The organism is Nocardia inohanensis NBRC 100128 (genome assembly GCF_001612945.1).
Lineage (GTDB): Bacteria > Actinomycetota > Actinomycetes > Mycobacteriales > Mycobacteriaceae > Nocardia > Nocardia inohanensis.
Genome location: NZ_BDBK01000001.1, coordinates 967046 through 993933, shown reverse-complemented (window position 1 = coordinate 993933; position 26888 = coordinate 967046). Strand labels below are relative to the sequence as shown.

Here is a 26888-nt window from a genome sequence, read left to right as displayed (position 1 = left end):
GTCAGTTCCGGTCGGCGACGACGTAGTGCCCGAGGCGGAGAAAGTCCGCCCGGCGCACGGTCATTCCGAGCAGTTCGGCCACCGACAGCAGGTCCTGATCGTCGGTGATCACGAAGCCGTGGTCGCCCAGCAGATCCCGCCACTGCTCGGGCCGCCACGTCGACCGCTGCGGTTCGTGCTCCAGCGGATCGGTGCGCCGGGCCAGTTTCAGTAACGCCTGCAAGGCTTTCCGCCCGAACGAGGCCGCCCGCGACGGCGTCGAATAGGTGATGACGAACCGGCTGCCCGGGGCACATCGACGCGCCACCAATTCCACGGTCGCCGCCACCTGCTCGGGCGTCAGATAGGGCACCACGCCCTCCCACACCCAGGTGGTCGGCCGGTTCGAGTCGTGGCCGGAGGCTTCCAGCAGATCGCTCAATGAATCGCGCGCGAAGTCGACCGCGACGAATCGCACCGAGGCCGCCGCCGGCTTCAGCTCCCCGAGCCGCCGCCGCTTGTCCTGCTGCGAGGCGGGCTGATCCACCTCGAACACCTCGCTGCCCGCCAATTCGGTCATGCGCCAGGCGCGTGCGTCCAAGCCCGCGCCCAGAATCACCAATTGCGGATTGGCGGCTGCCCGAATCGCGTCATCGATGGCGACCGTGCGCGCCGCCATCACATCCGCCGTGGAGCTGAGCAACTCCCATTCCATGCTCTCCCCGAACCCGCGCGGGCGAGCGCCCGCCCGCACCTGCTCGACCGGTACCCGCTCGGCCGCGTCGAGCAGCTGGAGCGCCACCGGATCCGCGAACCGCCCCACCGCCCGCCGCCCGTCCGCCACGGCCCGCCCCTGACACACCAAAACCGCTGTCCGACTCGCCTTGTATTCGGCCATGCCCGCCATTATCGTGCCGCCCCGCCGGACTCGCCCGGTTCCTCCGGACGCTCGCTGATCAGCACGTTCACCCATCGGGTAGCCGGATCGATATCCAGCAGCAGCGCTCTGGCGAGCAGCGTCAGCGGAATGGCCAGCAGCGCGCCCAGCGCGCCGAGCACCCACGACCAGAACACCAGGGCCAGGAAGGTGACGGTGATGCCCAGGCCCACCGCGTCGCCGACGAACTTGGGCTGGATCACCGACTGGATCACGAAGTTGATCACGCTGTAGAGCACGATCACCCAGATCATCAGCCGCGGACCGCCTTCCAGCAAGGCCAGCAGCGCCGGTGGGGCCAGACCGATCAGGAAGCCGATATTCGGAATGTAATTGGTGATGAACGAGAGCAGCGCCCACAACAGTGGCAGCGGCACGCCCAGCAACCACAGCAGGCCGCCGTCGATCACCGCGACGATCAACCCGAAAACGGTGGATACGAGCAGATATCGGCGGGTGCCGGTGGCGAACGCGCCCAGGGCGTAAGCGATATCGGGTCGCAGCCGCGACACCACCTGCACGCGGCGGCCCATGGTCATGCCGTCGAAGACCATGAACATCAGCAGGGCGACCACGAAGAAGAGGTTGGACAGCACACCCGTCAATCCGCTGAGCAGCGAGCTGAGCAGATCAACCAGCTTGCCCATATTCAAATTGCCGAGCATATTGTGGATTTGCTCGCCGTCGACGCCGAACGAACGCAAGGCCGATCGCAGGCCGTCCAGCAGATCGTCCAATTGCGGCGCGTAGCCGGGCAATTCGGTGGCCAGCTGGGCGACCGAGACGACCAGCGCGCCGACCAGGCCGATCAACAGCAGGTAGACGCCGACCAGCGCGAGCGCCATACCGAGCCAGGCGGGCCAGCCGCGCCGTTGCGCCCAGCTCTGGATGGGCTGCACCGCGACGGTGAGCATGAGGGCCAGGAAGACCGGGCCGATAATGCCCGCGAACCCTTTGATCCCGGCGATCGCCACCACCGCGGCGGCCGTGGCCAGCAGCACGATCAATCCGCGTGGAATCGACCACGATTCGCGGGTGGTTCCGGATGCCGGAGCACCGTTGGCGGTCATTGACGACTCCTCGGGATGACGGCCCGGCGGGCGCGGGATCGGATTTCAGCGCATTGTCGGCAATTCTTCCCCCGAGGCTGTTACTTCGAGTGACGACACGCATGAGCCTTCGCTATGCCCGGCCGGTAGGTGTCCAGTAATTTCGAAGCGAATCGGCGTCGCGCGAAGGGGTTCCCATGCCGCTCTCAGCGGGTTCCAGGTGAGGCCCGCGCGCCCATCGAAACTGTCGATGGCTCTCGCTCGCGAAGCGGTCGCCGTCCGCACCGCACACGCGCACGGGCTGCTGCGGGGCACACCCGGCGGCCGCACCCTGTTGCGCATCGTCGGCGATATGGTGCGGATTCAGCTGGTGGATCGCTCGCTGGCGCTGGCCTCGCTCATCTTCACCTCGATGCTGCCGGTGATCATGGCTGCCTCCACCTTCAGCGGCTGGCACACCGCGCTGGATGCCATCAACACCAAGTTCGGGGTCGAGAGCGTCACGCTGGAACCGGATTCCACTGCCGCGCAAACGGATTCGGCGCTCACCGCGTTCGGTGTGGTGGGCTTGCTGATGGTGCTGATCAGCGGGACCGCCTTCGCTCGCGGGTTGGTCCGCATGTACACCGCGATCTGGGTGGAGGTGCCCGCGCTCGGTGCGCGCGACGCCTGGCGGTGGATGGCGTCCCTGCTGGTCATCGCGGTGGCGGTGGCGCTGGTCGGGCAGACGCGGTACCTCGAGCGGCTCGCTTACGCCGGTGGCCCGCTGACCCTGGCGGCCGAATTCGTGCTCTGGTCGGCGACCTGGGCGTGGGTGCCGCAGCTGCTCACCAAGGGCGCGCTGAGCCCGCGCGTGCTGACCACGACGGGCATGCTTACCGGTGCGGCCCTGACGGCGATTCAAACCGCCGGCCGAATAGTGCTGCCGCGCACCACGGTATCGGCCCAGCAGCACTTCGGACCGCTCGGCATCGCCTTCACCTTGGTCAGCTGGTTGTTCGTGGTGTCGATCGCCATCGTGGCCGGGGCGACGATCGTTAAAGCGCTCGCCCTGGACGAAACTCGGGTCGGAGCGTTTCTACGTGGCCCGAGTGCGACCGGCACGCAAATCGATTCACGACCCTCGTGAAATCGACAGCGGTATTCGCCCGCTCCGGTGTTCGCGCTCCAGCATTCTGACCGAAAGCCGGAGAACGGCCTCGCGCAGGTCGAGCCCGAGCACCTCGGCGTGCATGGCAGCCAGTTCCAGGGCCAGGTCGCCGGCGGCGATGGCCGGGTCGCTGAGGGTTTCGTCGAGGGTCATCGCGCTGATCGCCTGTTCGCGCGTGAGGGCGTGGCCGAGCAGCCAGGTGAGCATCCAGATATCGTCGGCTGGAATACGGACAGCGAATTCCGGAGTGCGGTCGCTGATTATCAGATCGTCGGTCATTTGGAGTGTCATAGTCTTCCCCCTCCGCAATTGGTGACTCAATTCGACGGTACGAGCCGGTTCGGCGGCTAGCAATCGAATTGCGCGTGGCCCCGGCCATTTGCTTGCGCATTTCGATCACCCGCTCGCATCGGCCAGGATCATGGGATGTCTGGTGGCATAACGTGATACGAACTACGCTCGAATGGCACACCCTGGGCACGGGCGGGAGGGGTGGGATGACGCGAGCTGATCGACTGGACGAACCGGTCGGCGAGCTGGTCCGCAGACTGCGCAAGGAACGCGGATTCACCCAGGCGGTGCTGGCCGCGAAGGCCGGGTGTTCGCGCAGCCTCATTCAGCAGATCGAGAACGGTTCCCGGCTCCCGCAACTGTCGCTGCGCGAAAAGCTCAGCCTGGCATTGGGTACCGCTTTGCCGGCCAATGGTCATCCCGGCGCGGTCCGGTCGATCGATCACCGGCGCGACCAGCTCCGAATGCGATTCAATGTGCTGCTCGGCGAGGATGCGGCCGCGGTCGAGCGAGCGCTCCGCCTGGTGGAGCGGCTCATCGACGCCGCGCGCACCGACGACGCGCAACCCTTGCGCGAGATCGCGCTGCGTCAGCTGGACCGAGCCGAAGACGTTCTCGCCCAAGTACCTTCACGCACCGCGACGGTATGGGAATGGAGCACCGTCCGCGATATGGGCACCGTGGTCGAACACGCCACCCGCTCGGTCCGCATGATCCACACCGCATCCCTCAACTCCATCAGCGGCGACGCCGGCGACGACTACCACGACGCCCTGCTGCGCATCGCCGCCCGCACCGGCCCGGACCGCGTGGATCTGCGCAGAGTGTATGTGGTGGACCGCATCTCGGACATCTGGCCTTATGAGGACAAACTCTGGCGATTGACCCGGGCGGGCGTGGAGAACGTCGTCGTGAAACGCGACCACGCCGCCACCGCGACCGGCCTGCTCCTGGTCGACCGCCGCTTCGTGGTCGTCGGCGAATACGACTCCGAACCCGAAACCCGTGTCGCCAGCCGCATTTCGGGCCTCCCCCACGACGTCGTCTTCGCCGAACGCCGCTTCCAACAGCTCTACCGCCTCAAAGGCACCCGCTCGGCCTTCGTCGTCAACCCCTTGCTCGCCGATCCCCCACTCGACCGATACGAAGACCTCGACGACGCCGACTGCCGCACCCATTTCCGCACCGCCCTGCAAGACGCCTGGAATCGCCTAGCGTGAGCGGCGAACGATCCCCACGGGACCTGATGGCGGCTATTCGAAGGTTTGTGCCTGTGCCACCAGGTCGAAGAAGGACCAGATGCCGCCCTTGATGTAGGACTCGGGGGCTTCGGAGCCGCCGAGGAAGGGGTAGGGGGTGGCGATGTAGACCTCGCCCTCGTTCAGGGGGCCGAGCAGGCGGCGGATGGCGGCCACGTGCGGGGGCTGGAGGACGTAGGTGATGACGTTGGGGTCGAACAACACTCGGTCCACGAAGGCGTTGAGGTCGGGGAAGGGGCCGTAGGGCTTGACGCCTGGGGAGTAGGGGTCCAGGAGGGCGTATTCGCCGGTGCGGGTGCTCATGAGGAAGGCGTGGCCCAGGTCGGTGTAGCCGACGACGGTGTCGTATTGCGGGTAGTGCTCGGCCCAGGCGGGCATGACGCGGTCGATGCGGAGCGGGGCGATCAGATGGAAGGGGACGCTGGTCACCGGGTCCATCCAACCAGACCGGGTGGTCGACGCCGGGGTCGGCTTCAGCCGTGGAAGGTGAAGAGGGCCGCGGCGGCCACGGCTTCCACCAGGAAGTAGAACCAGACCGGGTAGAAGGCGGTGCGCCGGTCCAGTAGGGCCGAGACCAGGCGGCCCACGGCCATGCCGGCCAGGGCGGCGGCCACGGTGAGCGTGATGCCGGTGCGCAGGTCGCCGCCCTGCACCGCGGCCACCACGAGAATGGCGGCCATCGCGACACCGAAGCCGCCGTAGACGGCGCGGACCTCGGAGCGGGCGGCGGCGGTATCCACGCGAATCCCGAAGGGGCGCAGGATCTCGGTGGGCCTGATCAGGGCCGCGCAGCCCATCACGAGGAAGAATGCGGCGATGACGGCGGCGATGACGGTCACCATGGGTAGCCTCCTATTCGATCAGGTAGAGGAGATCAGCATGGCGGTTGGTGGGCTGGGTGCGCTGTCACGAACCTGCTGTCCGACGGTGTGGTTGTGGGCGGGGCAGGCGCTGTATGCGGGGGCCGCCCTGGATCTCGCACCGCATTCCGGATCGGTGTGGTGCTTGGCGGTGGGCGTGGACGGGCCGTTCACGGTGCGGGTCGGGGACGGTGCGCCGCTGGTGGCGCGCAGCGCGTTGATCCCGCCGCGCACGACTCATCAGCTGGTCGCGGATGGCCGGATGATCTTCTGTTATCTGGATCCGGCTTCGGACCGCGCCGCGGCGGGCCGGAACCGGATGCAATGGCGCGACACGATCGGCTCCGGGCACGGCGAGGAAGCGGAGTTGATCAGGCTCGGCGCGCGACTGCTCGCCACCGAACCGGGCGAGGGCGGAGACGACCTCGCCTGTGATTGGCTGGAGCGGGCCGCGCCGGGTTCGGCCGGGGCCGTCGATCCGCGGATAGCCGAAGCCGCGCAATGGATTCGGGCCGATCCGGCGGGGTCCGTCGGGGCCGGGGAATTGGCCGCCCGGCTGTATCTGTCGGAGTCGCGATTCCTGCACCTGTTCCGCCGAGAATTGGGTACCAGCCTGCGGCGCTACCGCGTCTGGATCCGACTCCTGCACGCCGCCGCGCTGCTGGACACCGGATGCGATCTGACCACGGCCGCAATCGAATCCGGTTTCGCCACCCCCTCGCATCTGGCACACCGGTTCCGGACGACGTTCGGCCTGTCGGCCGGCAAACTACTCGGAACCGGTGTGCGACTGCGTGTTTCGCGCGATCAGTAGCTCTGCCAGGCGGGCTTGTTCGCCACTGCGAACCGGTAGTAGTCCGCGGCCTTCAGATTCGCCGCCGCTTCCGGGTCGACGACCACGGTGACGTGCGGGTGCATTTGCAGCATCGATGCCGGGCAGAACGCCGAGACCGGGCCTTCGACGGCGGCGGCCACCGCTTCGGCCTTGCCGGCGCCGGTCGCGATCATGACGAGATGGTCTGCGTCGCTGATGGTTCCGAGGCCCTGGGTGAGCACGTGGGTGGGCACCTGGCTCAGGTCGTCCTCGAAGAACCGGGCGTTGTCTTCCCGGGTCTTCGGGGTGAGGGTTTTGACGCGGGTGCGTGAGCGCAGCGACGATCCCGGCTCGTTGAAACCGAGATGCCCGTTGGCTCCGATGCCGAGGATCTGCACCGAGATCGGGCCGTCCTCGGCGATCATGGTCTCGTATCGTGCGGCGGCGGCCGGGATGTCGTCCGCCTGGCCGTCCGGGCAATGCACGTTCCAGTCCTGGAAGTCGACGTGCGAGGTGAACTCGTCACGAATGAACTGGCGGTAGGACTGCGGATGACCGGGCGGCAGGCCGATGTACTCGTCCAGCAGGAACGCCTTCACATTGTGGAAGCTCAGGCCGTCTTCGCGGTGCCGGCGGATGAGTTCCCGGTACGCGCCCAGGGGCGAGGAGCCGGTGGCCAGGCCGATGGCGCGGGCGCCGCGGCGCACATGGTCGGCCATGATGCGGCCGGCCAGCACGCCGGCTTCGGCGGCATTGTCGGTGATCACGAGTTCCATGGGGATCCGTCCTTGTACACGGTCAATGGGTTCAGTCGATGGTCGGTGACGAGCACGTCGGCGCGCATGCCGGGGTGCAGGGCGCCGATACTGTCGGCCATGCCGAGCAGGCGGGCCGGGGTGGCGCAGGCGGCGGTGGCGGCGGAGGTGAGATCGACTCCGGCGTGGAACACGGTGCGGCGCAGCACATCCGCGGCCGTGGCGGTGCCGCCCGCGATGGCGCCTTCGCCGTCGGGTTCGTACACCCGCGAGACACCGTCTTGCACGACGACATCCAGGCTGCCCAGGTGATAGCGCCCGTCGGGGCATCCGGCCGCGGCCATGGCATCGGTGATCAACGCCAGATTGTCCGCGCCGATGGTGTCGAACACCATGCGCACGGTCCCATCCGACAGATGCACCCCGTCCCCGATCACTTCGGCCACCACATCCCCGCGTCCGGCCGCGGCCATGGCTGCGGTCAGGAAGTTGGCGTCCCGATGCGCCAGCTCGGGCATGGCATTGAACAGATGGGTGATCGACACCCGCCACCCGCGGCGCATGGCATGCACCGACCGCTCGTAGCCGGCGACCGTATGCCCCAGGGACAACACCACATTCGCGTCTGCCAGCACATCGGCGAGCGCGTCGAAGCGTTCGGTCTCCGGCGCGACCGTGACCGCCACGATCCGTCCGCCCGCATGGTCGAGCAGCCGCTCCAGCATCTCCGGGTCGCCCGGCACGATCCGGTCGGGGTCGTGCGCGCCCCGCCGGTGTTCGCTGATGAACGGCCCTTCGAGGTGAATGCCCGCCAGCAGCCCGGCATCGACGGACTTGCCCAATACGTCGATGCGCTCCCGCAATTCGGACTCGGTGGCCGAGACGAGCGACGCCACCAGCGTGGTGGTCCCGCGGCCGCGATGGAATCTCGCGGCCGCCTCCACCCCGGCGGCATCGGTTTCGGGGAACCCGTATCCGCCGCCACCGTGGCAGTGCACGTCGATCAGCCCCGGCAGGATGATCGGCGGTTCGTCCGGCAGTTCAGGCAGTTCACCGCCGAATCCCGTTGCGGGCCCGGCATAGTCGATTCGCGGTCCGTCGAACGCCACCACACCGTCGGCGAGTTCGCCCGCCTCGGTGAGGGTGACGACCCGGCCGCGCAGTGTGATCGTCAACTATCTCGCCCCAGCGCTTTCCGGGCCGCCGTCATGGCATCCTCGGCGGTCCTGGCCGTCAGCACCGCCTCGGCGGCGGCCCGGCACTGATCCAGGCTCACCCCGGCCAGCTGGGCTCGCACCCCGGCCAGTGACCTCGGCGCCATCGACAATGTCTCGACTCCGAGCCCGACCAGCACACAGGCGAATTCGGGATTCGACGCCGATTCGCCGCACACCCCGACCTTCACGCCGTGTGTGCGCGCGCCCGTCACCACCGCGGCGATGGTCGCCGCCAGCGCGGGCTGCCACGGATTGTGCAGCGCCGCCAGCGAAGACGACATCCGGTCCGCGCCGAACAGATACTGCGACAGGTCGTTGGTGCCGATGGAGAAGAAGTCCACCTCCGCGCCCAGTCGCCCGGCACGGATTGCGGCGGCCGGGATTTCGACCATGATCCCGCAGGCGCCGAGCCCGGCCGCGCGCGCCTTGGCGACGAAGTAATTCGCCTCCTCGGCCGTGCCGACCATCGGAGCCATCACCTGCACGACGGCCCCGGTACTCGCGCGCGCCAGCTCGATCGCGGTGAGCTGGTCGAGCAGCGTCCCCTCATCGACACTGCTCAACCGCAGCCCGCGCACACCCAGCGCGGGGTTCTCCTCCGCGGGGAGGTTCAGGAACGGCAGCGGTTTATCGGATCCGGCGTCCAGGGTGCGCACCGTGACCGGGCGATCGCCCAGGATCCGGAAGATCTCGCTGTACTGCGCCGTCTGTTCTGCCACGGTGGGCGCGGATTTCCGGTCCAGGAACAGGAATTCGGTGCGGAACAGGCCCACGCCCTCCGCGCCGAGTTCGACGGCCAGCTGGGCGTCGGCGGCGCTGCCGACATTGGCCAGCAGCGGTACCGCGTGCCCATCGGCGGTGCGGCCGGGCCCGGTCGGGGCGTCGGTCCGGCGGGCGCGTTCGGCTGCCACCGCCGCCTTGCGCGCGGCATCGGGGGCGATGTCGACCGTGCCCGCGGTACCGTCCAGGACCACCTCGGCGCCTTCGGCGATCTCGGCCGCACCCGGGCAGGCCACCACGGCCGGAATGCCCAGGGCCTTGGCCAGAATCGCGGTATGCGAGGTCGGCCCGCCCGCGATGGTCAGCAGCCCGACCACCTTCTCCGGATCCAGCGTGGCGGTGTCGGCGGGCGCGAGATCCTGGGCCGCGAGCACGAAAGGCGTGTCGCTGTACGGGATTCCGGGCGGGGCGACACCGAGCAGCTCCGCCACTACCCGCTGCCCGACATCGCGCAGATCGGTGGCGCGTTCGGCCATCAATCCGCCCAGGGCCGAAAGCTGTTCGGCGAAGTGCGAAACCGCTTCGGTGACCGCGTGCGCGGTGGGTGCGCCGCCGCGGATACCCGCCCGCACCTGATCCAGCAGCGCCGGATCGGCGGCCAGCGCCGAGGTCATGAACAGGATGTCGGCGGCCGGACCGGTGGCGTCGAGCGCCAGCGCGGAGTATCGCCCCGCGACCGTCTCGAAAGCCTTTTCGGCCCGGGCGATCTCGGCGTCGGCATCCGCCCCGGGCGGGTCGTCCGGGCTGGTGACCGGCGCTGCCGCCAGCCATTTCACCGGCCCGACGGCCAGCCCCGGAGCGGCGGCGACGCCCCGTACCTCAGCCGTCAAGATCGGTCTCCAGCAGCTCGACCAGCTTGTCCAGCGCCGCATCGGCCCCGTCCTCGGCCGAGAGGGTGACGGTATCGCCCTGCTTGACGCCCAGAGTCATCACCTGCAACAGGCTACCGGCGGTCACACCCGGCTTGCCGTCGACCGAAATGGTCACGGGCACGGGCGATTCGGCGGCGGCCTTGGCGAAGAGGGCGGCGGGGCGGGCGTGCAGTCCGGTCTTGGAAGCCACGACGGCGGTACGGGTGATCATTGGGCGACATTCTCCTTGTCCAGCTCGTCGGCTTCCGGTTCACGACCGGGCGTCGGCAGATTCCAGCGCTTGATGATGAAACTGAAGGTGAAGTAATACAGGGCGGCGTAGCCGAGACCGATCGGGATCAACCAGAGCGGATGCTGGGCCTTACCGAAGTTCAGCAGGTAGTCGATGGCGCCCGCCGAGAAGGTGAATCCGTCGTGGATGCCGAGCGCATTGGTCAGCGCCAGCGCCGAACCGGTGAAGAGGGCGTGGATGAGCAGCAGCGGCCAGGCCACGAAGATGAACGAGAACTCGAGCGGCTCGGTGATGCCGGTGACGAAGGCGGTCAGACCGGTGGAGAGCATGATGCCGCCGACGATCTTCTTCTGCTCGGGGCGCGCATGCCGCCAGATGGCGAGCGCGGCGGCCGGCAAACCGAACATCATGATCGGGAAGAAGCCGGTCATGAAGGTGCCGGCGGTGGGGTCACCGGCCAGGAAGCGCGCGATATCGCCGTGCTTGCCGTCGTAGTCACCGATGATGAACCAGACCACGGAATTCAGAATATGGTGCAGCCCGAGCGGGATCAGCATCCGGTTGGCGAATCCGAAGATGCCGCCGCCCGCGACCGCGTTGTCGGCGACCGTATTGCCCAGCCAGGTCAGGCCGGAGTTGAACGGCGGGTAGATGAACGACATCGCCACACCGATGACCACGGCCGCGCAGGCGGTCAGGATCGGTACCAGGCGGCGGCCGGAGAAGAAGCCCAGGTAGTCCGGCAACTGCGTGCGGTGATAGCGCTGCCACAGAATGGCGCTCGTCAGGCCCATCACGATGCCGCCCAGGACACCGAAATTCACCAGCAGCTGAGCGCCTTTGGTGTCGGTCTTGCCCTCCAGCACGATCGGCGACATGGCCTTGGTGACGCCGTTGAACGCGAGGTAGCCGACGACCGCGGCCAGTGCGGTGGAGCCGTCGGCCTTCTTGGCCCAGCCGATGGCGATGCCGACCGCGAACAGCAGCGGCAGATTGTCCAGCAGCGCGCCGCCCGCGCCCGCGAGGACGTCGGCGACGGTCTTCATGGCCGTCCAGCGGCCCAGCATGTCGTCCTGTCCGAGCCGCAGCAACAGGCCGGCAGCCGGTAGCGTGGCAATCGGCAGCATGAGGCTGCGGCCGAGTTTCTGGAGTCCGGACAGATCGATCTTCTTACGTACGCTCTGGGCGGCGTCGGCCATAGCGGGTCCCTCAGTCTGTGAATGGCGTCACGCACCGGTATGGTGACTGGTTATAACCAGATCTATACTGGTTATAACCAGCTTTGTCCACTCGACACGCATGGAGGAAAGATGTCGAAAGTTGATCAGATCGTCGCGGGCCTGGGTGGCACGGACAACATTGTCGAGGTCGAAGGGTGCATCACCCGGCTGCGGGTCGAGGTGAAGGATTCCGGCAAGATCGACGAGAAGGGTCTGAAGGCCGCGGGCGCGCACGGCGTCGTCAAGGCGGGCAACGCCGTTCAGGTCGTGGTCGGGCCGACCGCCGACGCCCTGGCCGACGACATCAACGATCTGCTCTGAGCCGGAGCATGAGCACCGAGATCCTCGCGCCCCTGGACGGGCGCGCCATGCCGCTGTCCGAGGTTCCCGACCCCGTCTTCGCCGCCGAAATGGTGGGCGCGGGGGTGGCCATCGAGCCGCTGGACACCGATGAGCAAACCACGGTGGTCGCGCCGATCAGCGGCAGCATCGTGAAGCTGCACCCGCACGCCGCGGTCATCGTCTCCGACGCCGGCACCGGGGTGCTGCTGCACGTGGGCATCGACACCGTCGGCAAGCCGGACCTGTTCGAGGTGAAGGCCGCCGAGGGCGAGCGGGTGAACGCGGGCGATCCGCTGATCGTCTTCTCCCCCAACGCCGTTCGCCGCCTGGGCCTGAGCGCCGCCGTCCCGGTCGTGGTGATGGATACCCAGCCGGGCTCGGCGCAGCACGCGCTGACCGGCCCGGTCGTCACCGGCGACGTGCTGTACTCGATCTGAGCGATCCCGAAAACGACCGAGCCGCTGCCTGATTCGGGCAGCGGCTCGGTTTCGTTCGGGGCTCAGTCCTGATCGGCCGAGACGGTCATGTACACCTGGTAGCGGTCGGCGCGATACCAGGATTGCGCATGCTCCACGGCCCGGTCACGCGAGTACGAGATGCGATCGAAAGCCAGTAGCGGAGAACCGGTTTCGGTGCCCAGCCAGCCCGCGTTGCGCTCGTCGGCGGCGACCGCGCGCACACTCTGCTCGGCGCGATCGATCGGGCAGCCGTATTCGTCGGCGAACAGCGCGTAAAGCGACTGCGTCAGTTCATGATCCAGCAGTCCGGGCAGCAGGTCCGCGCGGTACCAGCCATCGTCGATAGACATCGGCAGACCGTCGGCCAGCCGCAATCGCACCAGATGGACAGCCTTCTCGTTCGCGCCCAGCCCCAATGCGGTCTGCGTGGAAGGCGGCGGCACGGCGTGATCGGTGTGCAGCACCACGGTGCTCGGCACCCGCCCCAGCCGCCGCATATCGTCGGAGAACGAGGCCATGTGCAACCGCGAACGCGCCACCCGTTCGGCCACGAACGTGCCCTTACCCGGAATACGGGTAATCACGCCCTCGGATTCCAACTGCCCCAACACTTCTCGCACCGTCATCCGACTGACCCGATAGTCGTCGCACAACTGGCGCTCGCTGGGCAGCATCTCCCCGGGGCGCAGCGTCGCGCACAGGGCGGTCAGCGCGGAACGCAATTGCGCCTGCTTGGTCACACGCCCGGCCACGTCACCCCCGGCTGCGCGTCGCCCCCGCGATCGGCGGGAAGTCTCACTTCTCGTTGCGCGCCTTCGGGAATCGCTTCTGCCGGGCCACCCACCCGGCCATCTTCGCCCAATGCCCCTTGGCGGGAGTGACCGCGGAAACCAGCTCCCGGTTCCACTCATCGGCCTCGGTCAGCCCATCCACGGTCTCACACAGCAGCTTCGCGGTGGCCAGATCCCCGACCACCCGATCGCCGAGAACCCCATCCGCGCCGACCAGGGTGACGCGCACGCCGATCCGCCCGATGGGCTGCAATACCGCGGTAGCCGAACCGCCATGATCCGCGATGAATCCCTTCACCGAATCAACGATGGACGGCGACAACTTCTCGGGTGCCGGGGCGGCGGTAGCGCTCATGCCCAGGAGTTTACCCATGCGTTGCACACAGTCCATGAGCCGCCGGGTACGTCACATCGGCCCGGGTGTAGAAAAAGGACATGCGCGCCATTCAGGTTTCCGAGCACGGTGGTCCCGAAGTCCTGCGGTACGTGGAGGTTCCCGACTTGCAAGCAGGTCCGGGGCAGCTGCTGGTGCGGACCGAGGCGATCGGGATCAACTTCATCGATACCTATATCCGGACGGGGCGATATCCGCAGGCGGTGCCGTATGTTCCGGGCTCCGAGGGGACCGGCGTGATTCTGGCCGTGGGGCCGGACGTCACCGACTTCGCGGTGGGCGATCGGGTGGCGTGGGCGGCGGGGCCGGGGTCGTATGCCGAACAGGTGATCGTGCCTGCGGCCGTGGCTGTTCCGGTGCCGGAGGGGGTGCCGGCGGAGGTGGCCGCCTCGGCGCTGTTGCAGGGGATGACAGCGCACTATCTGATCGAGTCGATCTACAAGCCGGCACCGGGCGAGGCGGTGCTGGTGCACGCGGGGGCGGGCGGTGTCGGGCTGATCCTGACCCAGTTGCTCTCGGCGCGCGGCATCCGGGTGATCACCACGGTCTCCACCGATGACAAGGAGAAGCTCTCCCGCGAGGCGGGCGCGGCGGAAGTGCTGCGGTACGAGGACGATATCGCCGCTCGCGTCCGGGAACTCACCGGCGGCGTGGGGGTGGCGGCCGTCTACGACGGGGTCGGCGCGTCCACCTTCGAAGCCAGCCTGGCGTCCCTGCGGGTGCGCGGCACGCTGGCCCTGTTCGGCGGGGCCAGCGGCCCGGTGCCGCCGTTCGATCTCCAGCGGCTGAGCACGGCCGGGTCGCTGTTCGTGACCCGGCCGACCCTGGTGCACTACACCCGCGATCGGGCCGAATTGCTGTGGCGGGCAGGCGATATCCTCGGCGCGATCGCCGACGGCAGCTTGAAGATCCGCATCGGCGCGACCTATCCGCTGGCCGAGGCCGAGCAGGCGCATCGGGACCTGGAGGGCCGCAAGACAACCGGATCGGTCGTGCTGCTGCCCTGATCCCGGAGGCGGTCAGCGGCGGGTGCGCCCGCCGTCGACCGCGAAGGGCCGATTCAGGCGATATCGCGGCCGGTGAGGCCGCGGTAGATGAAGCGGGTGAGCCCGTCGATGGCCTGCTCGTCCGTCAGTTCGACCGCGCCGTCCTCGACGGTTTGCAGCAGGCCGGTGGCGGCCAGGAACATCATGGCCAGGCTGGCGTCGGCGGTGCTGGGCAGTTTCAGGCCCGCCGCGGCGAAGCCGTCGAGGTGGTCGGCGACATCCTGGCGCTGCTCGTGGGCGTATCCGCTCACTATGCGCGCGAATTCCTCGTTGACCAGGGCGGCCTGGTTCATGGCGCGCAGCACCGCCCAGTTCTTGCGGGCGAAGGTCCAGTAGCTCGCCACGTGATAGCGCACCGCGTCCGGATCGGTGAAGTCCGGGTTGTGCTCGGCCTGCTCGGAGGCCACATCGCCTTCCACCGCAAGGTCTTTCAGCAGGGACTGGAGCAGTTCTTCCTTGCTCGCGAAGTGGTTGTAGAACGAGCCCGCGGCCCGTCCGGCGGCGGCGGTGATGTCGGTGATCTTGGTGTTCAGATAGCCGCGTTCGGCGAACAACTTGCGCGCGGCGTCCTTGAGCGCCTGCTCGGTCTCCGCCGATTTCTCCTGCCGCTTGCCGGCCATCTCGCCACCTCCTCTTGACTCGGGACGCTATCACCCTCAATACTGAATTCACATTCACTGAATATTGATTCATTATCGGGAGTCAGGATGAACGTGCAGGTACTGATCGTGGGCGCGGGTCCCACCGGCCTCACCCTCGGCATCGATCTGGCCCGGCGTGGCGTCGCCGTGCGGATCGTGGACAAGGCCGGGAAGTTCTTCGACGGATCACGCGGGGACGGCATCCAGCCGCGCACGCTCGAGGTGTTCCACGACCTCGGGGTGCTGGACCGGGTGTTCGATGCCGGGTGCGGGCAGGCGACCATGCGGGTGCACATCGACGGCGAGTTCGTGATGGAGCGGCGGATGACCGAATGGCGGCAGCCGACACCGGACGTGCCGTTCCCGAATCCGTGGGTGCTCGGGCAGTCCGACACCGAGGGAATCCTGCGGGACCGCCTGGCCGAATTCGGGGTGAGCGTCGAATCCGGCACCGCCCTGGCCGAATTCAGCGCCGATGCCGACGGTGTGACGGCGGTGCTGGAGCACGGCGGCACTCGTGAGACCGTGCGCGCGCAGTACCTGGTCGGGGCCGACGGCGGGCGCAGCACCGTGCGCAAGGCCCTCGGCATCGCGTTCGAGGGCAGCACCGACGAGTCGATCCGCATGCTGCTGGGCGATGTGCGGGCCGACGCGCTCGATCACGAATTCGGGTACTGGTTCGCCGGAGCCGGCTCCCCCATGGACGGTTTCGCCATGTCACCGCTGCCGGGCGGGCGCAAGTTCCAGTTCGCCGCGCCCTTGACCGCCGACTCCGGGGCCGAACTCGCCGACCTTCAGCAGATCGTGAACCGGATGTCGAACCGCACCGATATCGTGCTCACCGAGCTCAGCTGGTCCACCGTGTGGCGGCCGAATATCCGCCTGGCCCAGCGGTTCCGGGACGGGCGGGTGTTCCTCGCGGGCGATGCCGCCCACGTGCATCCGCCCACCGGCGGCCAGGGACTGAACACCGGCATCCAGGATGCCTACAACCTGGGCTGGAAACTCGAAGCGGCACTACGTGATCCGAGCCCGGCCACCGAGGCGCTGCTCGACACCTACGAGACCGAACGCCGCGCCATCGCCGCCCAGGTGCTCGGCCTCAGCTCCGACCTGCTCGACAAGACCGTCAACGGCGACGCCGACGCCATGAATCGCGACCACGCCCTGCAACTCGATCTCACCTACCGAAACCTGATGCCGCCCACCGAGTCCGGAGATCCGTCCGCCGTCCAGGCCGGTGACCGGGCCCCCGACGCCCCGCTCACCGATGCCGCCGGAGAATCGGTATTCCTCTTCGATCTGCTCCGCGGACCGCACGCCACGCTTCTCGTTTTCGAGGACACCGAGCCCGTGAGCGATGGAAGTAATACGGACGCCGAACCCACCAGCAGGACCGGCGGCGTGCCCGCGACCGGGGACCCCGCCGCCCCGGGGCGAACACTGGCCGCGACCGGCGCGGATGCTGTCACCACCCGAACCGTCAACGTCCGGCGTGCGGGCGCTCCGGGCGGCCCCGGCAGCTTGATCGATACCGAAGGGCACGCTTTCCGGGACTACGCCGCCGCCCCGGGCACCCGGGTGCTGATCCGCCCGGACGGTTATATCGGCGCGCTCGTTCGCTGATCACCGGAGGGTTGCGCGACAGCCTGGAAACCATCCTGGCCGGTCGCTCAACGGACCTGGTTTCCAGCGACCGGGGCTCCCACGGCGCGACTTCGCTCCCGACCATGCAGAATGATCTTGCTGCCGCGCAAGACGATTCGCCGTAACCTGGGATAGCGACGCCGTAAGGTGTTTTGCGGCGACCGTTCCGGGCGGCCGGCAGGTAGAGGCATCTGGTCAGAGGGTGGTTCGGAATGTTGGTGAAGGTCCGCAACGATGATCCGTCGCGGCTGTCGGGCACCGAGCAGACCGTCATGAATTGGCTCAAATCGTGGAGCGGGCCGCACGCGGTACCCGGGATCGCGGTCCTGCAATGTCAGGGCGCCGACGTGGTGGTGTGGACGCCGCAGACCTGCGTGGTGGTCGGCGTGCGCGGGTTCGCGGAACGGGTGACGGGCACGCTGACCTGCGCCGAGGACGAAGCGTGGACCGTGGACGGCAAGCCCGCCCCGATCGATGGCGTGGACGGCAACCCCGCACCCGTCGATGCCGAGGACAACCCGCTCGAACGGGTGCGGCGCCAAACCGTCGAACTGGCACGCCAATTGCGTTCGGCGCCGGGCCGCGAACACGTGCCGGTCAGCGGTCTGGTGCTGCTGCTCCCCCAGCTCGGCAGCCGGGTCAAGCTCGAGAAGGGCGCGATGCCGCCCGGTATCGACGTGTTGATCGGCGACGGGCCCTCTTCGCTGCGCGCCTACTTCACCAAGATCGCCGAAGGCGCGGATCCGTCCTGGGATGCCGGACAGGTCGGCCAAGCCCTCGGAGCACTCGGATTCGCCGCCGCGGCAACCTATTCCGATCTGGTCTCCGAGGGCTTCCCGGTCCCCGAATCCGCCCGCTCCGCCCCACCGCCGATGTCGGCCGCGCCGACCGTGGTGGTCCCGTCGGTCCCGGTCCAGCCCCCCGCTCCCCCGGCTCCTGCCGCGGGTGCGGGAGATCCGAGGGCGAGCCGGTCCGATCCGCGGCAGGGCGCAGCCGGAACCGGTACCCGATCAGGCACTGGACAGCGAAGCTCGGAAGGCCCCGGCGACGACCCCTCGGGCAGCCAATCCGGCGGGCGTTCAGGCGGTTCCGGGAAGGGCCGGACCGCCGCCGCTGCGGTGGCGGGCGCGGGCGCGGCAGCCGCCGCAGCGGCGGCCTACCGTGCGGTCACGGGATCCTCCGACAATCCCAGTGACACCGACAATCCCAGTGGCTCCGGCACTTCCGGTGGCTCCGGCACTTCCGGTGGTCCGGGTTCTCCGGTCCCTCATGGCTCGTCCGGCGAGCACGGCGCTTCCGGCGGACACGGCTCCGGCGAGTACGCGACGTCCGGTCCAGCAGCTGCCGGCGGCCCCTCGGGCCGGCCCGGCGGTCAGGGCGGTCCCGGTTCGGCAGGCACACCGGGTCAGACCGGAGCCCCCGGTTCGTCAGGCCAACCCGGGGGCTCCCCCGGTCCGGCCGGTTCGCAGGCGGGCGGCTATCTCCCGCCCGCTGCGCAGGGCGGCCCCGGCCAGCCCCCGGCCGACTGGTCCGGCGGCGGGTCCGCACCGACCGGCCCCGGTCCCAGCGGATGGTCGGTGGCCCCACCCGGATCCGGGGCATCCCCGCGCGCCGGGCGCACCGCCGGTCTCGCGGGATTGGGCGGCCTGTTCGCCGGGCGCGCCGGTTCGAGCAGCACCCAAGGATCCGGCCCGGGCGGACAACCCGCGCGTGGCCTGTTCGGCCGCCGCAAACAACAACCCCAGGTCACCCGATCCGACCCGCGCGCAGCCTATTCCGGCCAAGCCCAACCCGCCGCCCCCGGCTTCCCGGTCTGGCACGACCAAGGCGACCAACGCGCCGCCGCGGCCGATATGCGCCGTTCGCGCCGCCGCCGCGATCTCCCCATCATCGGCGGCATCGTGCTGATCTTCCTGATCCTGCTTCTCGCCGTCATGTGCACCAGCCTCACCGGCGCCGACGACGACAACGAAAAGCATCATCCGGCAACCCGGCAGACCACGGTTCAGAAGGCCACCCCGTCCAAGACCCCCGACCCGACCATCCCGAAGACCACCATGGCCCCGGCCTGCTACCCGCTGGACCCGAGCTGCCCGCCGCCGAACCGTCCGCCGTTCGGATAGGCCGGCCCCGAATACGAAACCGCCGCCCCGTCTCGAGGACGGGGCGGCGGTTTTCCGGCGACTACGCCGGTGCGATCAGCTCCAGCCGAAGACGGTGTGGCCGATGGTGTTCCAGCCGAGGACCGCGTCGACCGCCAGCCCGCAGAAGACGACGGCAAGGTAGTTGTTGGACTGGAGGAACAAGCGGAGCGGCTTGACCGATTCGCCCTTGCGCACACCCGAGTACAGCTGATGGGCCATGAGCAGGAACCACGCGCCCGCCACCAGAGCGGTCGCGGCGTAGATGACGCCGGCGGCGGGAACCAGGGCGAGCGTGGCCAGCACCGTCAGCCAGGTATAGATGACGATCTGCTTGGTCACCACCTGCTCGGTGGCCACCACCGGGAGCATGGGGACGCCCGCGGCCTTGTAGTCCTCCTTGTAGCGCATGGCGAGCGCCCAGGTGTGCGGCGGCGTCCAGAAGAAGATGACCAGGAACAGCACGATGGCGGGCCAGCCGATATTGCCGGTGACCGCGGACCAGCCGACCAGGGCGGGCATGCAGCCGGCCGCGCCGCCCCAGATGACGTTCTGGGAGGTGCGGCGCTTGAGCCCGAGGGTGTAGACGAAGACGTAGAAGAGGATGGTCGCCACGACCAGCGCACCGGAGAGCAGGTTGGCCTGCCACCAGAGCCAGGCGAAGGAGAGCACGCCGAGCGTCACGCCGAAGACGAAGGCATTGCGGGTGGGGACGGCTTCGCGGGCGAGCGGGCGCTTGGAGGTCCGCTTCATCACCTTGTCGATATCGGCGTCGGCCACACAGTTCAGCGTGTTGGCCGAGGCCGCGCCCATCCAGCCACCGAAGAGGGTGACCAGGATGAGCCGGATGTCGACATTGCCGCGATCGGCCAGCAGCATGGTCGGAATGGTCGCGACCAGCAGCAGTTCGATGACACGGGGTTTGGTCAGCGCGATATAGGCCAGGACCCGCCGCGTCGCGACCGACAGCGGCCCGCTACCCGTGACGCGGTCGGCCAGCACCGTCCCGGAGGAGCCATGAGCGCCACCCGGCTGTTGCCCAACTCGCACTGTCTCTCCTCGCACGCCACGCAGGTCTGATCCGGTTTGGAACAGCGGCGCGCTCTGCCGGTTACTCAGTGAGAAACGCTGCGGCGCGGCCACTACTACAAAGCATGGTAGACCCCCGGTGAGGGTGCTCCGGACCAGGCCCGGGTTCGATTCGCCCACGCCATGATTCGCGATGGCGGCAGCCCGACGCCCGCGGTGACGCGCGCAACACCCGCCGGGAGTGTCGCGGCGCGGCCCCCGAACAGTCACGAACCGGTCGTGAACAGGACACGGCGGGACACGGAAATACGACACGACGGCCGGTGAACACGGGTTCCCGCATGGTCGGGAATCACACACCCTTAGGGTGGTGGGGTAGATCGGTGCGCGTGTCGCGCCGAGATCACCCGCAGCGAATCACCCCGCCGCCCACAACCGCATCGTTGCCGAAAAGGTCAGGAGAACCTCGGTCGTGTCAGTCACAGACGACATCCGCGCGCTCACTCAGCCGAACCACCCCACCGACTGGACCGAACTGGACACCAGAGCCGTCGACACGGCCCGGCTGCTCGCCGCCGACGCGGTGCAGAAGGTCGGCAACGGCCACCCGGGCACCGCGATGAGCCTTGCGCCCTTGGCGTACACCCTCTTTCAGCGCGTGATGCGTTTCGATCCGAGCGACCCGTCGTGGGTGGGCCGCGACCGGTTCGTCCTGTCGTGCGGGCACTCCAGCCTCACCCAGTACGTGCAGCTGTACCTGGCGGGTATCGGCCTCGAGCTCGACGATCTGAAGAGCCTGCGCACCTGGGGTTCGCTCACCCCGGGCCACCCCGAGTACCGGCACACCGACGGTGTCGAGATCACCACCGGCCCGCTCGGCCAGGGTTTGGCGTCGGCGGTCGGCATGGCGATGGGTGCGCGGCGCGAGCGCGGTCTGTTCGATCCCGAAGCGGCGCAGGGTGAGAGCGCGTTCGATCACTTCATCTACGTGATCGCCTCCGACGGCGATATGGAAGAGGGCGTCACCTCCGAGGCGTCCTCGCTGGCCGGCACCCAGCAGCTGGGCAACCTGATCCTGTTCTACGACGACAACCGGATCTCCATCGAGGACGACACCCGGATCGCGTTCACCGAGGATGTGGCCGCGCGCTACCGCGCCTACGACTGGCATGTGCAGGTCGTCGAGGGCGGCGAGAACGTCGCCGGCATCGAGGCCGCCATCGCCGAGGCGAAGGCCGTCACCGACAAGCCGTCGATCATCCTGCTGCGCACCATCATCGGCTACCCGGCCCCGAACAAGATGAACACCGGCGCCTCGCACGGTGCGGCGCTGGGCCCGGACGAGGTCGCGGCCACCAAGAAGATCCTGGGCTTCGATCCCGAGCAGACCTTCGAGGTCAGCGACGCGGTCATCGGCCACACCCGCAACCAGGCCGCCGAGCGCGCCAAGGCCGCCCGCGCCGCCTGGCAGGAGCAGTTCGACGCCTGGGCCGTCGCCAACCCTGAGCACAAGGCGCTCTTCGATCGCCTCCAGGAGCGCCGCCTGCCCGCGGGCTGGGCCGATGTGCTGCCCGTGCACGAGCCGGGCAAGGCGATGGCCACCCGTAAGGCGTCCGGTCAGGTGCTCGCGGCGCTCGCGCCGGTGCTGCCGGAGCTGTGGGGCGGCTCGGCCGACCTCGCGGAGTCGAACAACACCACCATGCCGAACCAGCCGTCCTTCGGCCCGGAGGAGATCTCCACCGGCCATTGGAAGGCGCAGCCCTACGGCCGCACCCTGCACTTCGGTGTGCGTGAGCACGCCATGGGCGCGATCATGAACGGCATCGCGCTGCACGGACCGACCCGTCCGTACGGCGGCACCTTCCTGGTGTTCTCCGATTACATGCGTCCGGCCGTGCGCCTGGGCTCGCTCATGCGCACCCCGGTCACCTACGTCTGGACCCACGACTCCATCGGCCTGGGCGAGGACGGCCCGACGCATCAGCCGATCGAGCACCTGGCCGCACTGCGCGCCATCCCGGGCCTGAACGTGGTCCGCCCCGGCGACGCCAACGAGACCACCTACGCCTGGCGCGTCATCCTGGAACGCGATAGCGCCGAACGGCATTCGCACTTCCTGGTCTCCGAGCCGCCGCATCAGGACGGCCCGTCCGCGCTGGCCCTGACCCGGCAGGACCTGCCGATCCAGGAGGGCACCAGCTACGAGGGCGTCGCCAAGGGCGGCTACATCCTGGCCGAATCCTCCACCGCCACACCGCAGGTGATCCTGATCGCCACCGGTTCCGAGCTCCAGCTCGCGGTCGAGGCGCGCGCTACGCTCGAGGCACAGGGCATCGGCACCCGCGTGGTGTCCATGCCGTGTGTGGAGTGGTTCGACGCGCAGGAGCAGTCCTACCGCGACCAGGTGCTGCCACCCTCGGTCAAGGCCCGGGTCACGGTCGAAGCCGGAATCGCCATGCCGTGGCAGCGTTTCACCGGGGACAACGGTGAGAACGTCTCCATCGAGCACTTCGGCGCTTCGGCGGACTTCAAGACGCTGTTCCGCGAGTTCGGCATCACCACCGACGCCGTCGTCGCCGCTGCCACCCGATCGCTTGCCAAGGTGAAGGGATAATTTCCATGACCCAGAACTCGAACACCGCGGCCCTGTCGGCCGCCGGGGTTTCGGTGTGGCTGGACGACCTCTCGCGCGGTCGCATCAAGTCCGGGAATCTGAAGGGCTTGATCGACACCCGCAATGTCGTCGGCGTCACCACCAACCCGACCATCTTCCAGGGGGCTCTCGCGCAGGGCCACGACTACGACGCGCAGGTGCGCGAGCTGGCCGCGCAGGGCGCGGACGTCGACACCGCCGTCAAGACCATCACCACCGATGACGTGCGCGACGCCTGCGATCTGTTCGCCGACGTGTTCGCCGCGTCCAAGGGCGTGGACGGCCGCGTCTCCATCGAGGTCGATCCGCGGCTGGCCTTCGACACCGACGGCACGGTGGCGCAGGCCATCGAGCTGTGGAAGATCGTGGACCGCCCGAACCTGCTGATCAAGATCCCCGCCACCGAGGCCGGGCTGCCGGCCATCACGCGGGTGATCGCGGAGGGCATCAGCGTGAACGTGACGCTGATCTTCTCGGTGGACCGCTACCGCTCGGTCATGGGCGCCTACCTCGATGGCCTGCGCAATGCCCAGGTCGCCGGGCACGATCTGGCCCAGATCCATTCCGTCGCTTCGTTCTTCGTCTCCCGCGTGGACACCGAGATCGACAAGCGGCTGGAGGCCATCGGCACGGACGAAGCGCTCGCCCTGCGCGGCAAGGCCGGAATCGCCAACGCGCAGTTGGCCTATGCGGCCTACCAGGACGTATTCGACGGCGGCGCACACACTTCGACGTACGCCAAGCTGCGCTCGTCGGGCGGGGCCAACCAGCAGCGCGCGCTGTGGGCCTCCACCGGTGTGAAGAACCCCGAGTACTCCGATGTCATGTACGTGACCGAACTGGTCGCGCCCAACACGGTGAACACGCTGCCGGAGAAGACCCTCGAGGCCGTCGCCGACCACGCCGAGATCGTGCCGAACGCGGCCGTCGGCAAGGCCGAGGCGGCGCAGGCGGTCTTCGATCAGCTGGTGGCGGTCGGCATCGACCTGGACGACGTGTTCGGGGTGCTCGAGACCGAGGGCGTCGACAAGTTCGTCAAGTCCTGGGACGAGCTGCTCGTGGCCAGCACCGAACAGCTCCAGGCGGCGGGGGGCAACTGACGGTGGCTTCCGGCGCGGCGACAACGGTCACGACGGGCAATCCGCTCCGCGACGGGCGGGACAGCCGGGTTCCCCATATCGCGGGACCGTGCAGCATGGTGATATTCGGGGTGACCGGTGACCTGTCGCGGCGCAAACTGCTGCCGGCCATCTATGACCTGGCGAACCGGGGGCTGCTGCCCCCAGGCTTCGCACTGGTCGGGTTCGCCCGCCGCGATATGTCCGACGAGGACTTCGCGGCACTCGTGCACGAATCGATCAGCGGTTCGGCCCGCACCCCCTTCCGGGACGAGGTGTGGCAGCAGCTGCGTGAGGGATTGCGTTTCGTGCAGGGCAGTTTCGAGGACGACGAGGCTTTCCACAAGCTCGCCACCACCCTCAAGGACCTGGATCGGGATCGCGGGACGGGCGGCAATCACGCCTTCTACCTGTCGATTCCGCCGGACGCCTTCCCGGTGGTGCTCGAACAGCTCTCCAAGAACGGGCTGGCACAGTCCGCCGATACCGGTCCGGGACAGCCGAAACCGTGGCGGCGCGTGGTGATCGAGAAGCCGTTCGGGCACGACCTGGACAGCGCTCGGGAGCTCAATGCCCTGGTGAACGGGGTGTTCCCGGAGCGGTCGGTGTTCCGCATCGACCACTATCTGGGTAAGGAGACGGTGCAGAACCTCTTGGCGCTGCGCTTCGCCAACCAGCTGTGGGATCCGATCTGGAACGCCAACTATGTCGATCATGTGCAGATCACCATGGCCGAGGACATCGGATTGGGTGGTCGCGCCGGGTATTACGACGGAATCGGCGCGGCCCGCGACGTCATCCAGAACCATCTGCTCCAGCTGCTGGCGCTGACGGCCATGGAAGAACCGGTGAGCTTCCAGCCCAAGCAGCTCCAGATCGAGAAGATCAAGGTGCTCTCGGCGACCAAACTGGTTGCGCCCCTGGACGAGACGACCGCGCGCGGTCAGTACACGACCGGCTGGCAGGGCAGTGAACCGGTGGTGGGGCTGTTGCAGGAGGAGGGCTTCGATCCCAACTCCAAGACCGAGACCTACGCCGCCATCACCCTCGCGGTGGAGACGCGGCGCTGGGCGGGTGTGCCGTTCTATCTGCGCACCGGAAAACGGCTGGGCCGCCGCGTCACCGAGATCGCGGTGGTGTTCAAGCGCGCCCCGCACCTGCCGTTCGACCAGACCATGACCGAGGAACTCGGGCAGAACGCGCTGGTCATCCGAGTGCAGCCGGACGAGGGCATCACCATGCGATTCGGGTCCAAGGTGCCCGGGTCGTCGATGGAGGTGCGCGATGTGAACATGGACTTCAGCTACGGCGAAGCGTTCACCGAGGACTCCCCCGAGGCGTACGAGCGGCTCATCCTGGATGTGCTGCTGGGTGTGCCGTCGCTCTTCCCGGTCAACGACGAAGTCGAATTGTCCTGGCAGATCCTCGATCCCGTGCTCGATCACTGGGCCGAGAACGGACGACCCGACCCGTACGAGGCGGGCACCTGGGGCCCGGAATCGGCCGATGAGATGCTCGCGCGCAGCGGGCGGGAATGGCGGCGGCCGTGATCATCGACATGCCCGATACCGACACCCGCGAGGTGTCCAAGCGGCTGGTGCAGCTGCGCGAGGCCAATGGCGTGGTGACCATGGGGCGGGTGCTCACCCTGGTGGTGTGCACCCTGGACAGCTCCGAGGCCGAAGACGCCATCGACGCGGCCAACGACGCCAGCCGGGAACATCCCTGCCGGGTCATAGTGCTCGCGCGTGGGGACCGCAAGTCGGCCACCCGGCTCGATGCCCAGATCCGGGTCGGCGGTGACGCCGGTGCGGCCGAGGTGATAGTGCTGCGGTTGCAAGGCGATCTGGTCGCGCACGAATCCAGCGTGGTGATTCCGTTCCTGCTGCCCGACACCCCGGTGGTGGCGTGGTGGCCGCGTGGAGCCCCGGACTTCCCGTCCAAGGATTCGGTGGGACGGCTGGCGACCCGGCGCATCACCGACGCCACCTTCGCGCCGGATCCGCAATCCACCATCAAGAAGCGGCGTGGCTCGTACGCGCCCGGCGATACCGATCTGGCGTGGAGCCGGATCACCTATTGGCGGGCGCTGCTGGCGGCGGCATTGGACGAAGCGCCGTTCGAACCCGTCGAGTCCGTGACGATCTCGGGTCTGCGCGACGAACCGGCCCTGGACATGCTGGCCGGCTGGCTGGCCGCCCGGCTGGACTGCCCGGTGGTGCGGCGCACCGGCGAGCTCAAGGTGGAGATGTCGCGGCCGACGGTGTCGATCTCGATCGCCCGGCCGCAGCACGGGCGCACCGCCACCCTGACCCGCACCGGCGAACCCGATCAGCGATTCGCCCTGGCGCGCAGGGAGACTCGCGACTGCCTGGCCGAGGAACTGCGCCACCTGGACGCCGACGACATCTATGCCGAGGCGCTCACCGGACTCGAAAGGGTGACCTATGAGTAACGCCGCCGTCGAAACCTTCGCCACCCAGGAGGAGCTCGTGCAGGCCGCGGCCGCGCGGTTCGTCGCGCAGGTGGTGGAGGCACAGCGGTTGCGCGGGTCGGCGTCGGTGGTGCTCACCGGCGGCGGGACCGGGATCGGGCTGCTGGAATGGGTGCGCAAGGCGCCGGGTGATATCGACTGGGGCAAGCTCGATATCTTCTGGGGTGACGAGCGTTTCGTGCCGAGCGGGGATCCGGAACGCAACGAACTCCAGGCGCGGGAAGCGCTGCTGGATCATGTGCCGGTCGATCCGGCGCGAGTGCATCCGACCGAGACCTCGAGCGGGGACTACCCGGATCCGCTGGAAGCGGCGGGCGAGTACCTGGCGACGGTGCACGCGCATCTCGCCGAGCACGGGGCCTTCGATGTGCATCTGCTGGGCATGGGCGGTGAAGGACATATCAATTCGCTCTTCCCGCACACCGATGCCACCCGCGAGGAGCACGAACTCGTTGTCGCGGAGACGCATTCACCCAAGCCGCCGGCCGTGCGGATCACCTTGACGCTGCCCGCGATTCGCAAGGCGCGGCACGTGATGTTGATCGTGTCCGGCGAGGCGAAGGCGGCCGCGGTGGCCGCGGCGCTCAATGGTGCTTCGCCGCTGGATATTCCGGCCGCCGGGGCCATCGGCAGCGAGACCACGACGTGGTTGCTGGACGAGGGTGCGGCGGCGGATCTGCCGCGCTGACCTCTCGAATCGACGCCTGAGCCCGGATTCC

At 68.4% G+C, this 26888-nt stretch carries 27 protein-coding genes; 13 read left to right on the top strand and 14 right to left on the bottom strand.

Going from position 1 to position 26888, the window contains the following annotated elements; translation table 11 throughout:
- Position 1: 1 nt before the first annotated feature.
- On the bottom strand, positions 2 to 877 hold the full coding sequence (locus NI1_RS04820; protein ID WP_067815381.1) for a class I SAM-dependent methyltransferase: 876 nt from the start codon (positions 875 to 877) through the stop codon (positions 2 to 4).
- An 8-nt stretch (positions 878 to 885) separates the two neighbouring features.
- The gene (locus NI1_RS04815; protein ID WP_067814336.1) at positions 886 to 1986 is read right to left on the bottom strand and encodes an AI-2E family transporter; all 1101 of its coding nucleotides are present in this window, start codon (positions 1984 to 1986) and stop codon (positions 886 to 888) included.
- 229 nt (positions 1987 to 2215) lie between these two features.
- Between NI1_RS04815 and NI1_RS04810 the strand changes: the two genes are divergently transcribed.
- Positions 2216 to 3094, top strand: coding sequence for a hypothetical protein (locus tag NI1_RS04810; RefSeq protein WP_067814334.1), 879 nt, complete (start codon positions 2216 to 2218; stop codon positions 3092 to 3094).
- Here NI1_RS04810 and NI1_RS04805 read toward each other — a convergent pair.
- On the bottom strand, positions 3080 to 3394 hold the full coding sequence (locus NI1_RS04805) for a hypothetical protein (protein WP_067814332.1): 315 nt from the start codon (positions 3392 to 3394) through the stop codon (positions 3080 to 3082). The genes NI1_RS04810 and NI1_RS04805 overlap by 15 nt on opposite strands.
- 218 nt (positions 3395 to 3612) lie before the next feature.
- On the opposite strand from NI1_RS04805, the gene NI1_RS04800 reads away from it, so the two are divergent.
- On the top strand, positions 3613 to 4626 hold the full coding sequence (locus tag NI1_RS04800) for a helix-turn-helix domain-containing protein (protein WP_067814330.1): 1014 nt from the start codon (positions 3613 to 3615) through the stop codon (positions 4624 to 4626).
- 33 nt (positions 4627 to 4659) lie between these two features.
- Here NI1_RS04800 and NI1_RS04795 read toward each other — a convergent pair whose 3' ends face one another.
- The gene (locus NI1_RS04795; RefSeq protein ID WP_169815538.1) at positions 4660 to 5094 is read right to left on the bottom strand and encodes a T6SS immunity protein Tdi1 domain-containing protein; all 435 of its coding nucleotides are present in this window, start codon (positions 5092 to 5094) and stop codon (positions 4660 to 4662) included.
- A gap of 44 nt (positions 5095 to 5138) precedes the next feature.
- Positions 5139 to 5507 (bottom strand): DUF4345 domain-containing protein, encoded by a 369-nt coding sequence (locus NI1_RS04790; RefSeq protein ID WP_067814329.1) that lies wholly within the window; start codon positions 5505 to 5507, stop codon positions 5139 to 5141.
- Positions 5508 to 5544: 37 nt separating this feature from the next.
- Between NI1_RS04790 and NI1_RS04785 the strand changes: the two genes are divergently transcribed.
- On the top strand, positions 5545 to 6339 hold the full coding sequence (locus tag NI1_RS04785) for an AraC family transcriptional regulator (RefSeq protein ID WP_067814327.1): 795 nt from the start codon (positions 5545 to 5547) through the stop codon (positions 6337 to 6339).
- Here NI1_RS04785 and nagB read toward each other — a convergent pair.
- Genes nagB through NI1_RS04760 form a run of 5 tightly spaced genes read right to left on the bottom strand, consistent with a single transcriptional unit; the run spans position 6333 to position 11394 of the window.
- Positions 6333 to 7115, bottom strand: coding sequence for a glucosamine-6-phosphate deaminase (nagB, locus tag NI1_RS04780; RefSeq protein WP_067814325.1), 783 nt, complete (start codon positions 7113 to 7115; stop codon positions 6333 to 6335). The two genes, NI1_RS04785 and nagB, sit on opposite strands and share 7 nt — an antisense overlap.
- Positions 7103 to 8269 carry an N-acetylglucosamine-6-phosphate deacetylase gene (locus tag NI1_RS04775; RefSeq protein ID WP_245663066.1) on the bottom strand — a complete coding sequence of 389 codons (1167 nt, stop codon included), beginning with the start codon at positions 8267 to 8269 and terminating at the stop codon, positions 7103 to 7105. Before NI1_RS04775 ends, nagB begins: the two co-directional genes overlap by 13 nt.
- The gene (ptsP, locus tag NI1_RS04770) at positions 8266 to 9921 is read right to left on the bottom strand and encodes a phosphoenolpyruvate--protein phosphotransferase (RefSeq protein WP_218026677.1); all 1656 of its coding nucleotides are present in this window, start codon (positions 9919 to 9921) and stop codon (positions 8266 to 8268) included. The genes NI1_RS04775 and ptsP overlap by 4 nt, the downstream gene beginning before the upstream one ends.
- A complete protein-coding gene (locus tag NI1_RS04765; protein WP_067814321.1) occupies positions 9911 to 10174 on the bottom strand; it encodes an HPr family phosphocarrier protein in 264 nt (87 codons plus the stop codon). Before NI1_RS04765 ends, ptsP begins: the two co-directional genes overlap by 11 nt.
- Positions 10171 to 11394: a PTS transporter subunit EIIC gene (locus NI1_RS04760; protein ID WP_067814319.1), complete on the bottom strand. Its 1224-nt coding sequence runs from the start codon at positions 11392 to 11394 to the stop codon at positions 10171 to 10173. The genes NI1_RS04765 and NI1_RS04760 overlap by 4 nt, the downstream gene beginning before the upstream one ends.
- 111 nt (positions 11395 to 11505) lie before the next feature.
- Here NI1_RS04760 and NI1_RS04755 point away from each other — a divergent pair, with 111 nt between their 5' ends.
- Both NI1_RS04755 and NI1_RS04750 read left to right on the top strand, forming a co-directional pair.
- Positions 11506 to 11736: a PTS sugar transporter subunit IIB gene (locus NI1_RS04755; RefSeq protein WP_067814317.1), complete on the top strand. Its 231-nt coding sequence runs from the start codon at positions 11506 to 11508 to the stop codon at positions 11734 to 11736.
- An 8-nt stretch (positions 11737 to 11744) separates the two neighbouring features.
- Positions 11745 to 12194, top strand: coding sequence for a PTS sugar transporter subunit IIA (locus NI1_RS04750; RefSeq protein ID WP_067814316.1), 450 nt, complete (start codon positions 11745 to 11747; stop codon positions 12192 to 12194).
- 62 nt (positions 12195 to 12256) lie between these two features.
- Here the strand turns inward: NI1_RS04750 and NI1_RS04745 are convergent, their stop codons facing one another.
- Entirely contained in the window at positions 12257 to 12967 is a 711-nt protein-coding gene (locus NI1_RS04745; protein WP_067814314.1) for a GntR family transcriptional regulator, read from the bottom strand.
- Between the two features lie 43 nt (positions 12968 to 13010).
- Entirely contained in the window at positions 13011 to 13361 is a 351-nt protein-coding gene (locus NI1_RS04740; RefSeq protein WP_067815372.1) for a hypothetical protein, read from the bottom strand.
- 80 nt (positions 13362 to 13441) lie between these two features.
- Between NI1_RS04740 and NI1_RS04735 the strand changes: the two genes are divergently transcribed.
- Complete coding sequence (locus NI1_RS04735; RefSeq protein WP_067814312.1) at positions 13442 to 14407, top strand: quinone oxidoreductase family protein; 966 nt, start codon at positions 13442 to 13444, stop codon at positions 14405 to 14407.
- A 53-nt stretch (positions 14408 to 14460) separates the two neighbouring features.
- Here the strand turns inward: NI1_RS04735 and NI1_RS04730 are convergent, their stop codons facing one another.
- Positions 14461 to 15066, bottom strand: coding sequence for a TetR/AcrR family transcriptional regulator (locus NI1_RS04730; RefSeq protein WP_067814310.1), 606 nt, complete (start codon positions 15064 to 15066; stop codon positions 14461 to 14463).
- 87 nt (positions 15067 to 15153) lie between these two features.
- Here NI1_RS04730 and NI1_RS04725 point away from each other — a divergent pair, with 87 nt between their 5' ends.
- The gene (locus tag NI1_RS04725; protein ID WP_067814308.1) at positions 15154 to 16713 is read left to right on the top strand and encodes an FAD-dependent monooxygenase; all 1560 of its coding nucleotides are present in this window, start codon (positions 15154 to 15156) and stop codon (positions 16711 to 16713) included.
- A 233-nt stretch (positions 16714 to 16946) separates the two neighbouring features.
- A complete protein-coding gene (locus NI1_RS04720; protein ID WP_067814306.1) occupies positions 16947 to 18857 on the top strand; it encodes a hypothetical protein in 1911 nt (636 codons plus the stop codon).
- Positions 18858 to 18932: 75 nt separating this feature from the next.
- On the opposite strand, the gene NI1_RS04715 is transcribed toward NI1_RS04720, so the two are convergent.
- On the bottom strand, positions 18933 to 19925 hold the full coding sequence (locus tag NI1_RS04715; RefSeq protein WP_084522544.1) for a heme o synthase: 993 nt from the start codon (positions 19923 to 19925) through the stop codon (positions 18933 to 18935).
- 451 nt (positions 19926 to 20376) lie between these two features.
- Here NI1_RS04715 and tkt point away from each other — a divergent pair, with 451 nt between their 5' ends.
- From tkt to pgl, 5 genes are read left to right on the top strand one after another with little or no spacing between them, the layout of a single operon-like run.
- Positions 20377 to 22518: a transketolase gene (gene tkt / locus NI1_RS04710; RefSeq protein WP_067814302.1), complete on the top strand. Its 2142-nt coding sequence runs from the start codon at positions 20377 to 20379 to the stop codon at positions 22516 to 22518.
- A 5-nt stretch (positions 22519 to 22523) separates the two neighbouring features.
- The gene (gene tal / locus NI1_RS04705) at positions 22524 to 23657 is read left to right on the top strand and encodes a transaldolase (RefSeq protein ID WP_067814300.1); all 1134 of its coding nucleotides are present in this window, start codon (positions 22524 to 22526) and stop codon (positions 23655 to 23657) included.
- A 2-nt stretch (positions 23658 to 23659) separates the two neighbouring features.
- The gene (zwf, locus tag NI1_RS04700; RefSeq protein WP_067814298.1) at positions 23660 to 25225 is read left to right on the top strand and encodes a glucose-6-phosphate dehydrogenase; all 1566 of its coding nucleotides are present in this window, start codon (positions 23660 to 23662) and stop codon (positions 25223 to 25225) included.
- Positions 25222 to 26130 carry a glucose-6-phosphate dehydrogenase assembly protein OpcA gene (gene opcA, locus NI1_RS04695; RefSeq protein WP_174564447.1) on the top strand — a complete coding sequence of 303 codons (909 nt, stop codon included), beginning with the start codon at positions 25222 to 25224 and terminating at the stop codon, positions 26128 to 26130. The genes zwf and opcA overlap by 4 nt, the downstream gene beginning before the upstream one ends.
- Positions 26123 to 26857, top strand: a complete 735-nt coding sequence (gene pgl, locus NI1_RS04690; protein ID WP_067814294.1) for a 6-phosphogluconolactonase — start codon at positions 26123 to 26125, stop codon at positions 26855 to 26857. Before opcA ends, pgl begins: the two co-directional genes overlap by 8 nt.
- Positions 26858 to 26888 lie beyond the last annotated feature (31 nt).

Excerpts from the sequence above, each read along its gene's own strand:
- NI1_RS04820 (WP_067815381.1), bottom strand. The coding sequence starts at position 877 with ATGGCCGAATACAAGGCGAGTCGGACAGCGGTTTTGGTGTGTCAGGGG.
- NI1_RS04815 (WP_067814336.1), bottom strand. The coding sequence starts at position 1,986 with ATGACCGCCAACGGTGCTCCGGCATCCGGAACCACCCGCGAATCGTGG.
- NI1_RS04810 (WP_067814334.1), top strand. The coding sequence starts at position 2,216 with ATGGCTCTCGCTCGCGAAGCGGTCGCCGTCCGCACCGCACACGCGCAC.
- NI1_RS04805 (WP_067814332.1), bottom strand. The coding sequence starts at position 3,394 with ATGACCGACGATCTGATAATCAGCGACCGCACTCCGGAATTCGCTGTC.
- NI1_RS04800 (WP_067814330.1), top strand. The coding sequence starts at position 3,613 with ATGACGCGAGCTGATCGACTGGACGAACCGGTCGGCGAGCTGGTCCGC.
- NI1_RS04790 (WP_067814329.1), bottom strand. The coding sequence starts at position 5,507 with ATGGTGACCGTCATCGCCGCCGTCATCGCCGCATTCTTCCTCGTGATG.
- NI1_RS04785 (WP_067814327.1), top strand. The coding sequence starts at position 5,545 with ATGGCGGTTGGTGGGCTGGGTGCGCTGTCACGAACCTGCTGTCCGACG.
- nagB (WP_067814325.1), bottom strand. The coding sequence starts at position 7,115 with ATGGAACTCGTGATCACCGACAATGCCGCCGAAGCCGGCGTGCTGGCC.
- NI1_RS04765 (WP_067814321.1), bottom strand. The coding sequence starts at position 10,174 with ATGATCACCCGTACCGCCGTCGTGGCTTCCAAGACCGGACTGCACGCC.
- NI1_RS04760 (WP_067814319.1), bottom strand. The coding sequence starts at position 11,394 with ATGGCCGACGCCGCCCAGAGCGTACGTAAGAAGATCGATCTGTCCGGA.
- NI1_RS04755 (WP_067814317.1), top strand. The coding sequence starts at position 11,506 with ATGTCGAAAGTTGATCAGATCGTCGCGGGCCTGGGTGGCACGGACAAC.
- NI1_RS04750 (WP_067814316.1), top strand. The coding sequence starts at position 11,745 with ATGAGCACCGAGATCCTCGCGCCCCTGGACGGGCGCGCCATGCCGCTG.
- NI1_RS04740 (WP_067815372.1), bottom strand. The coding sequence starts at position 13,361 with ATGAGCGCTACCGCCGCCCCGGCACCCGAGAAGTTGTCGCCGTCCATC.
- NI1_RS04735 (WP_067814312.1), top strand. The coding sequence starts at position 13,442 with ATGCGCGCCATTCAGGTTTCCGAGCACGGTGGTCCCGAAGTCCTGCGG.
- NI1_RS04730 (WP_067814310.1), bottom strand. The coding sequence starts at position 15,066 with ATGGCCGGCAAGCGGCAGGAGAAATCGGCGGAGACCGAGCAGGCGCTC.
- NI1_RS04725 (WP_067814308.1), top strand. The coding sequence starts at position 15,154 with ATGAACGTGCAGGTACTGATCGTGGGCGCGGGTCCCACCGGCCTCACC.
- NI1_RS04720 (WP_067814306.1), top strand. The coding sequence starts at position 16,947 with ATGTTGGTGAAGGTCCGCAACGATGATCCGTCGCGGCTGTCGGGCACC.
- tal (WP_067814300.1), top strand. The coding sequence starts at position 22,524 with ATGACCCAGAACTCGAACACCGCGGCCCTGTCGGCCGCCGGGGTTTCG.
- pgl (WP_067814294.1), top strand. The coding sequence starts at position 26,123 with ATGAGTAACGCCGCCGTCGAAACCTTCGCCACCCAGGAGGAGCTCGTG.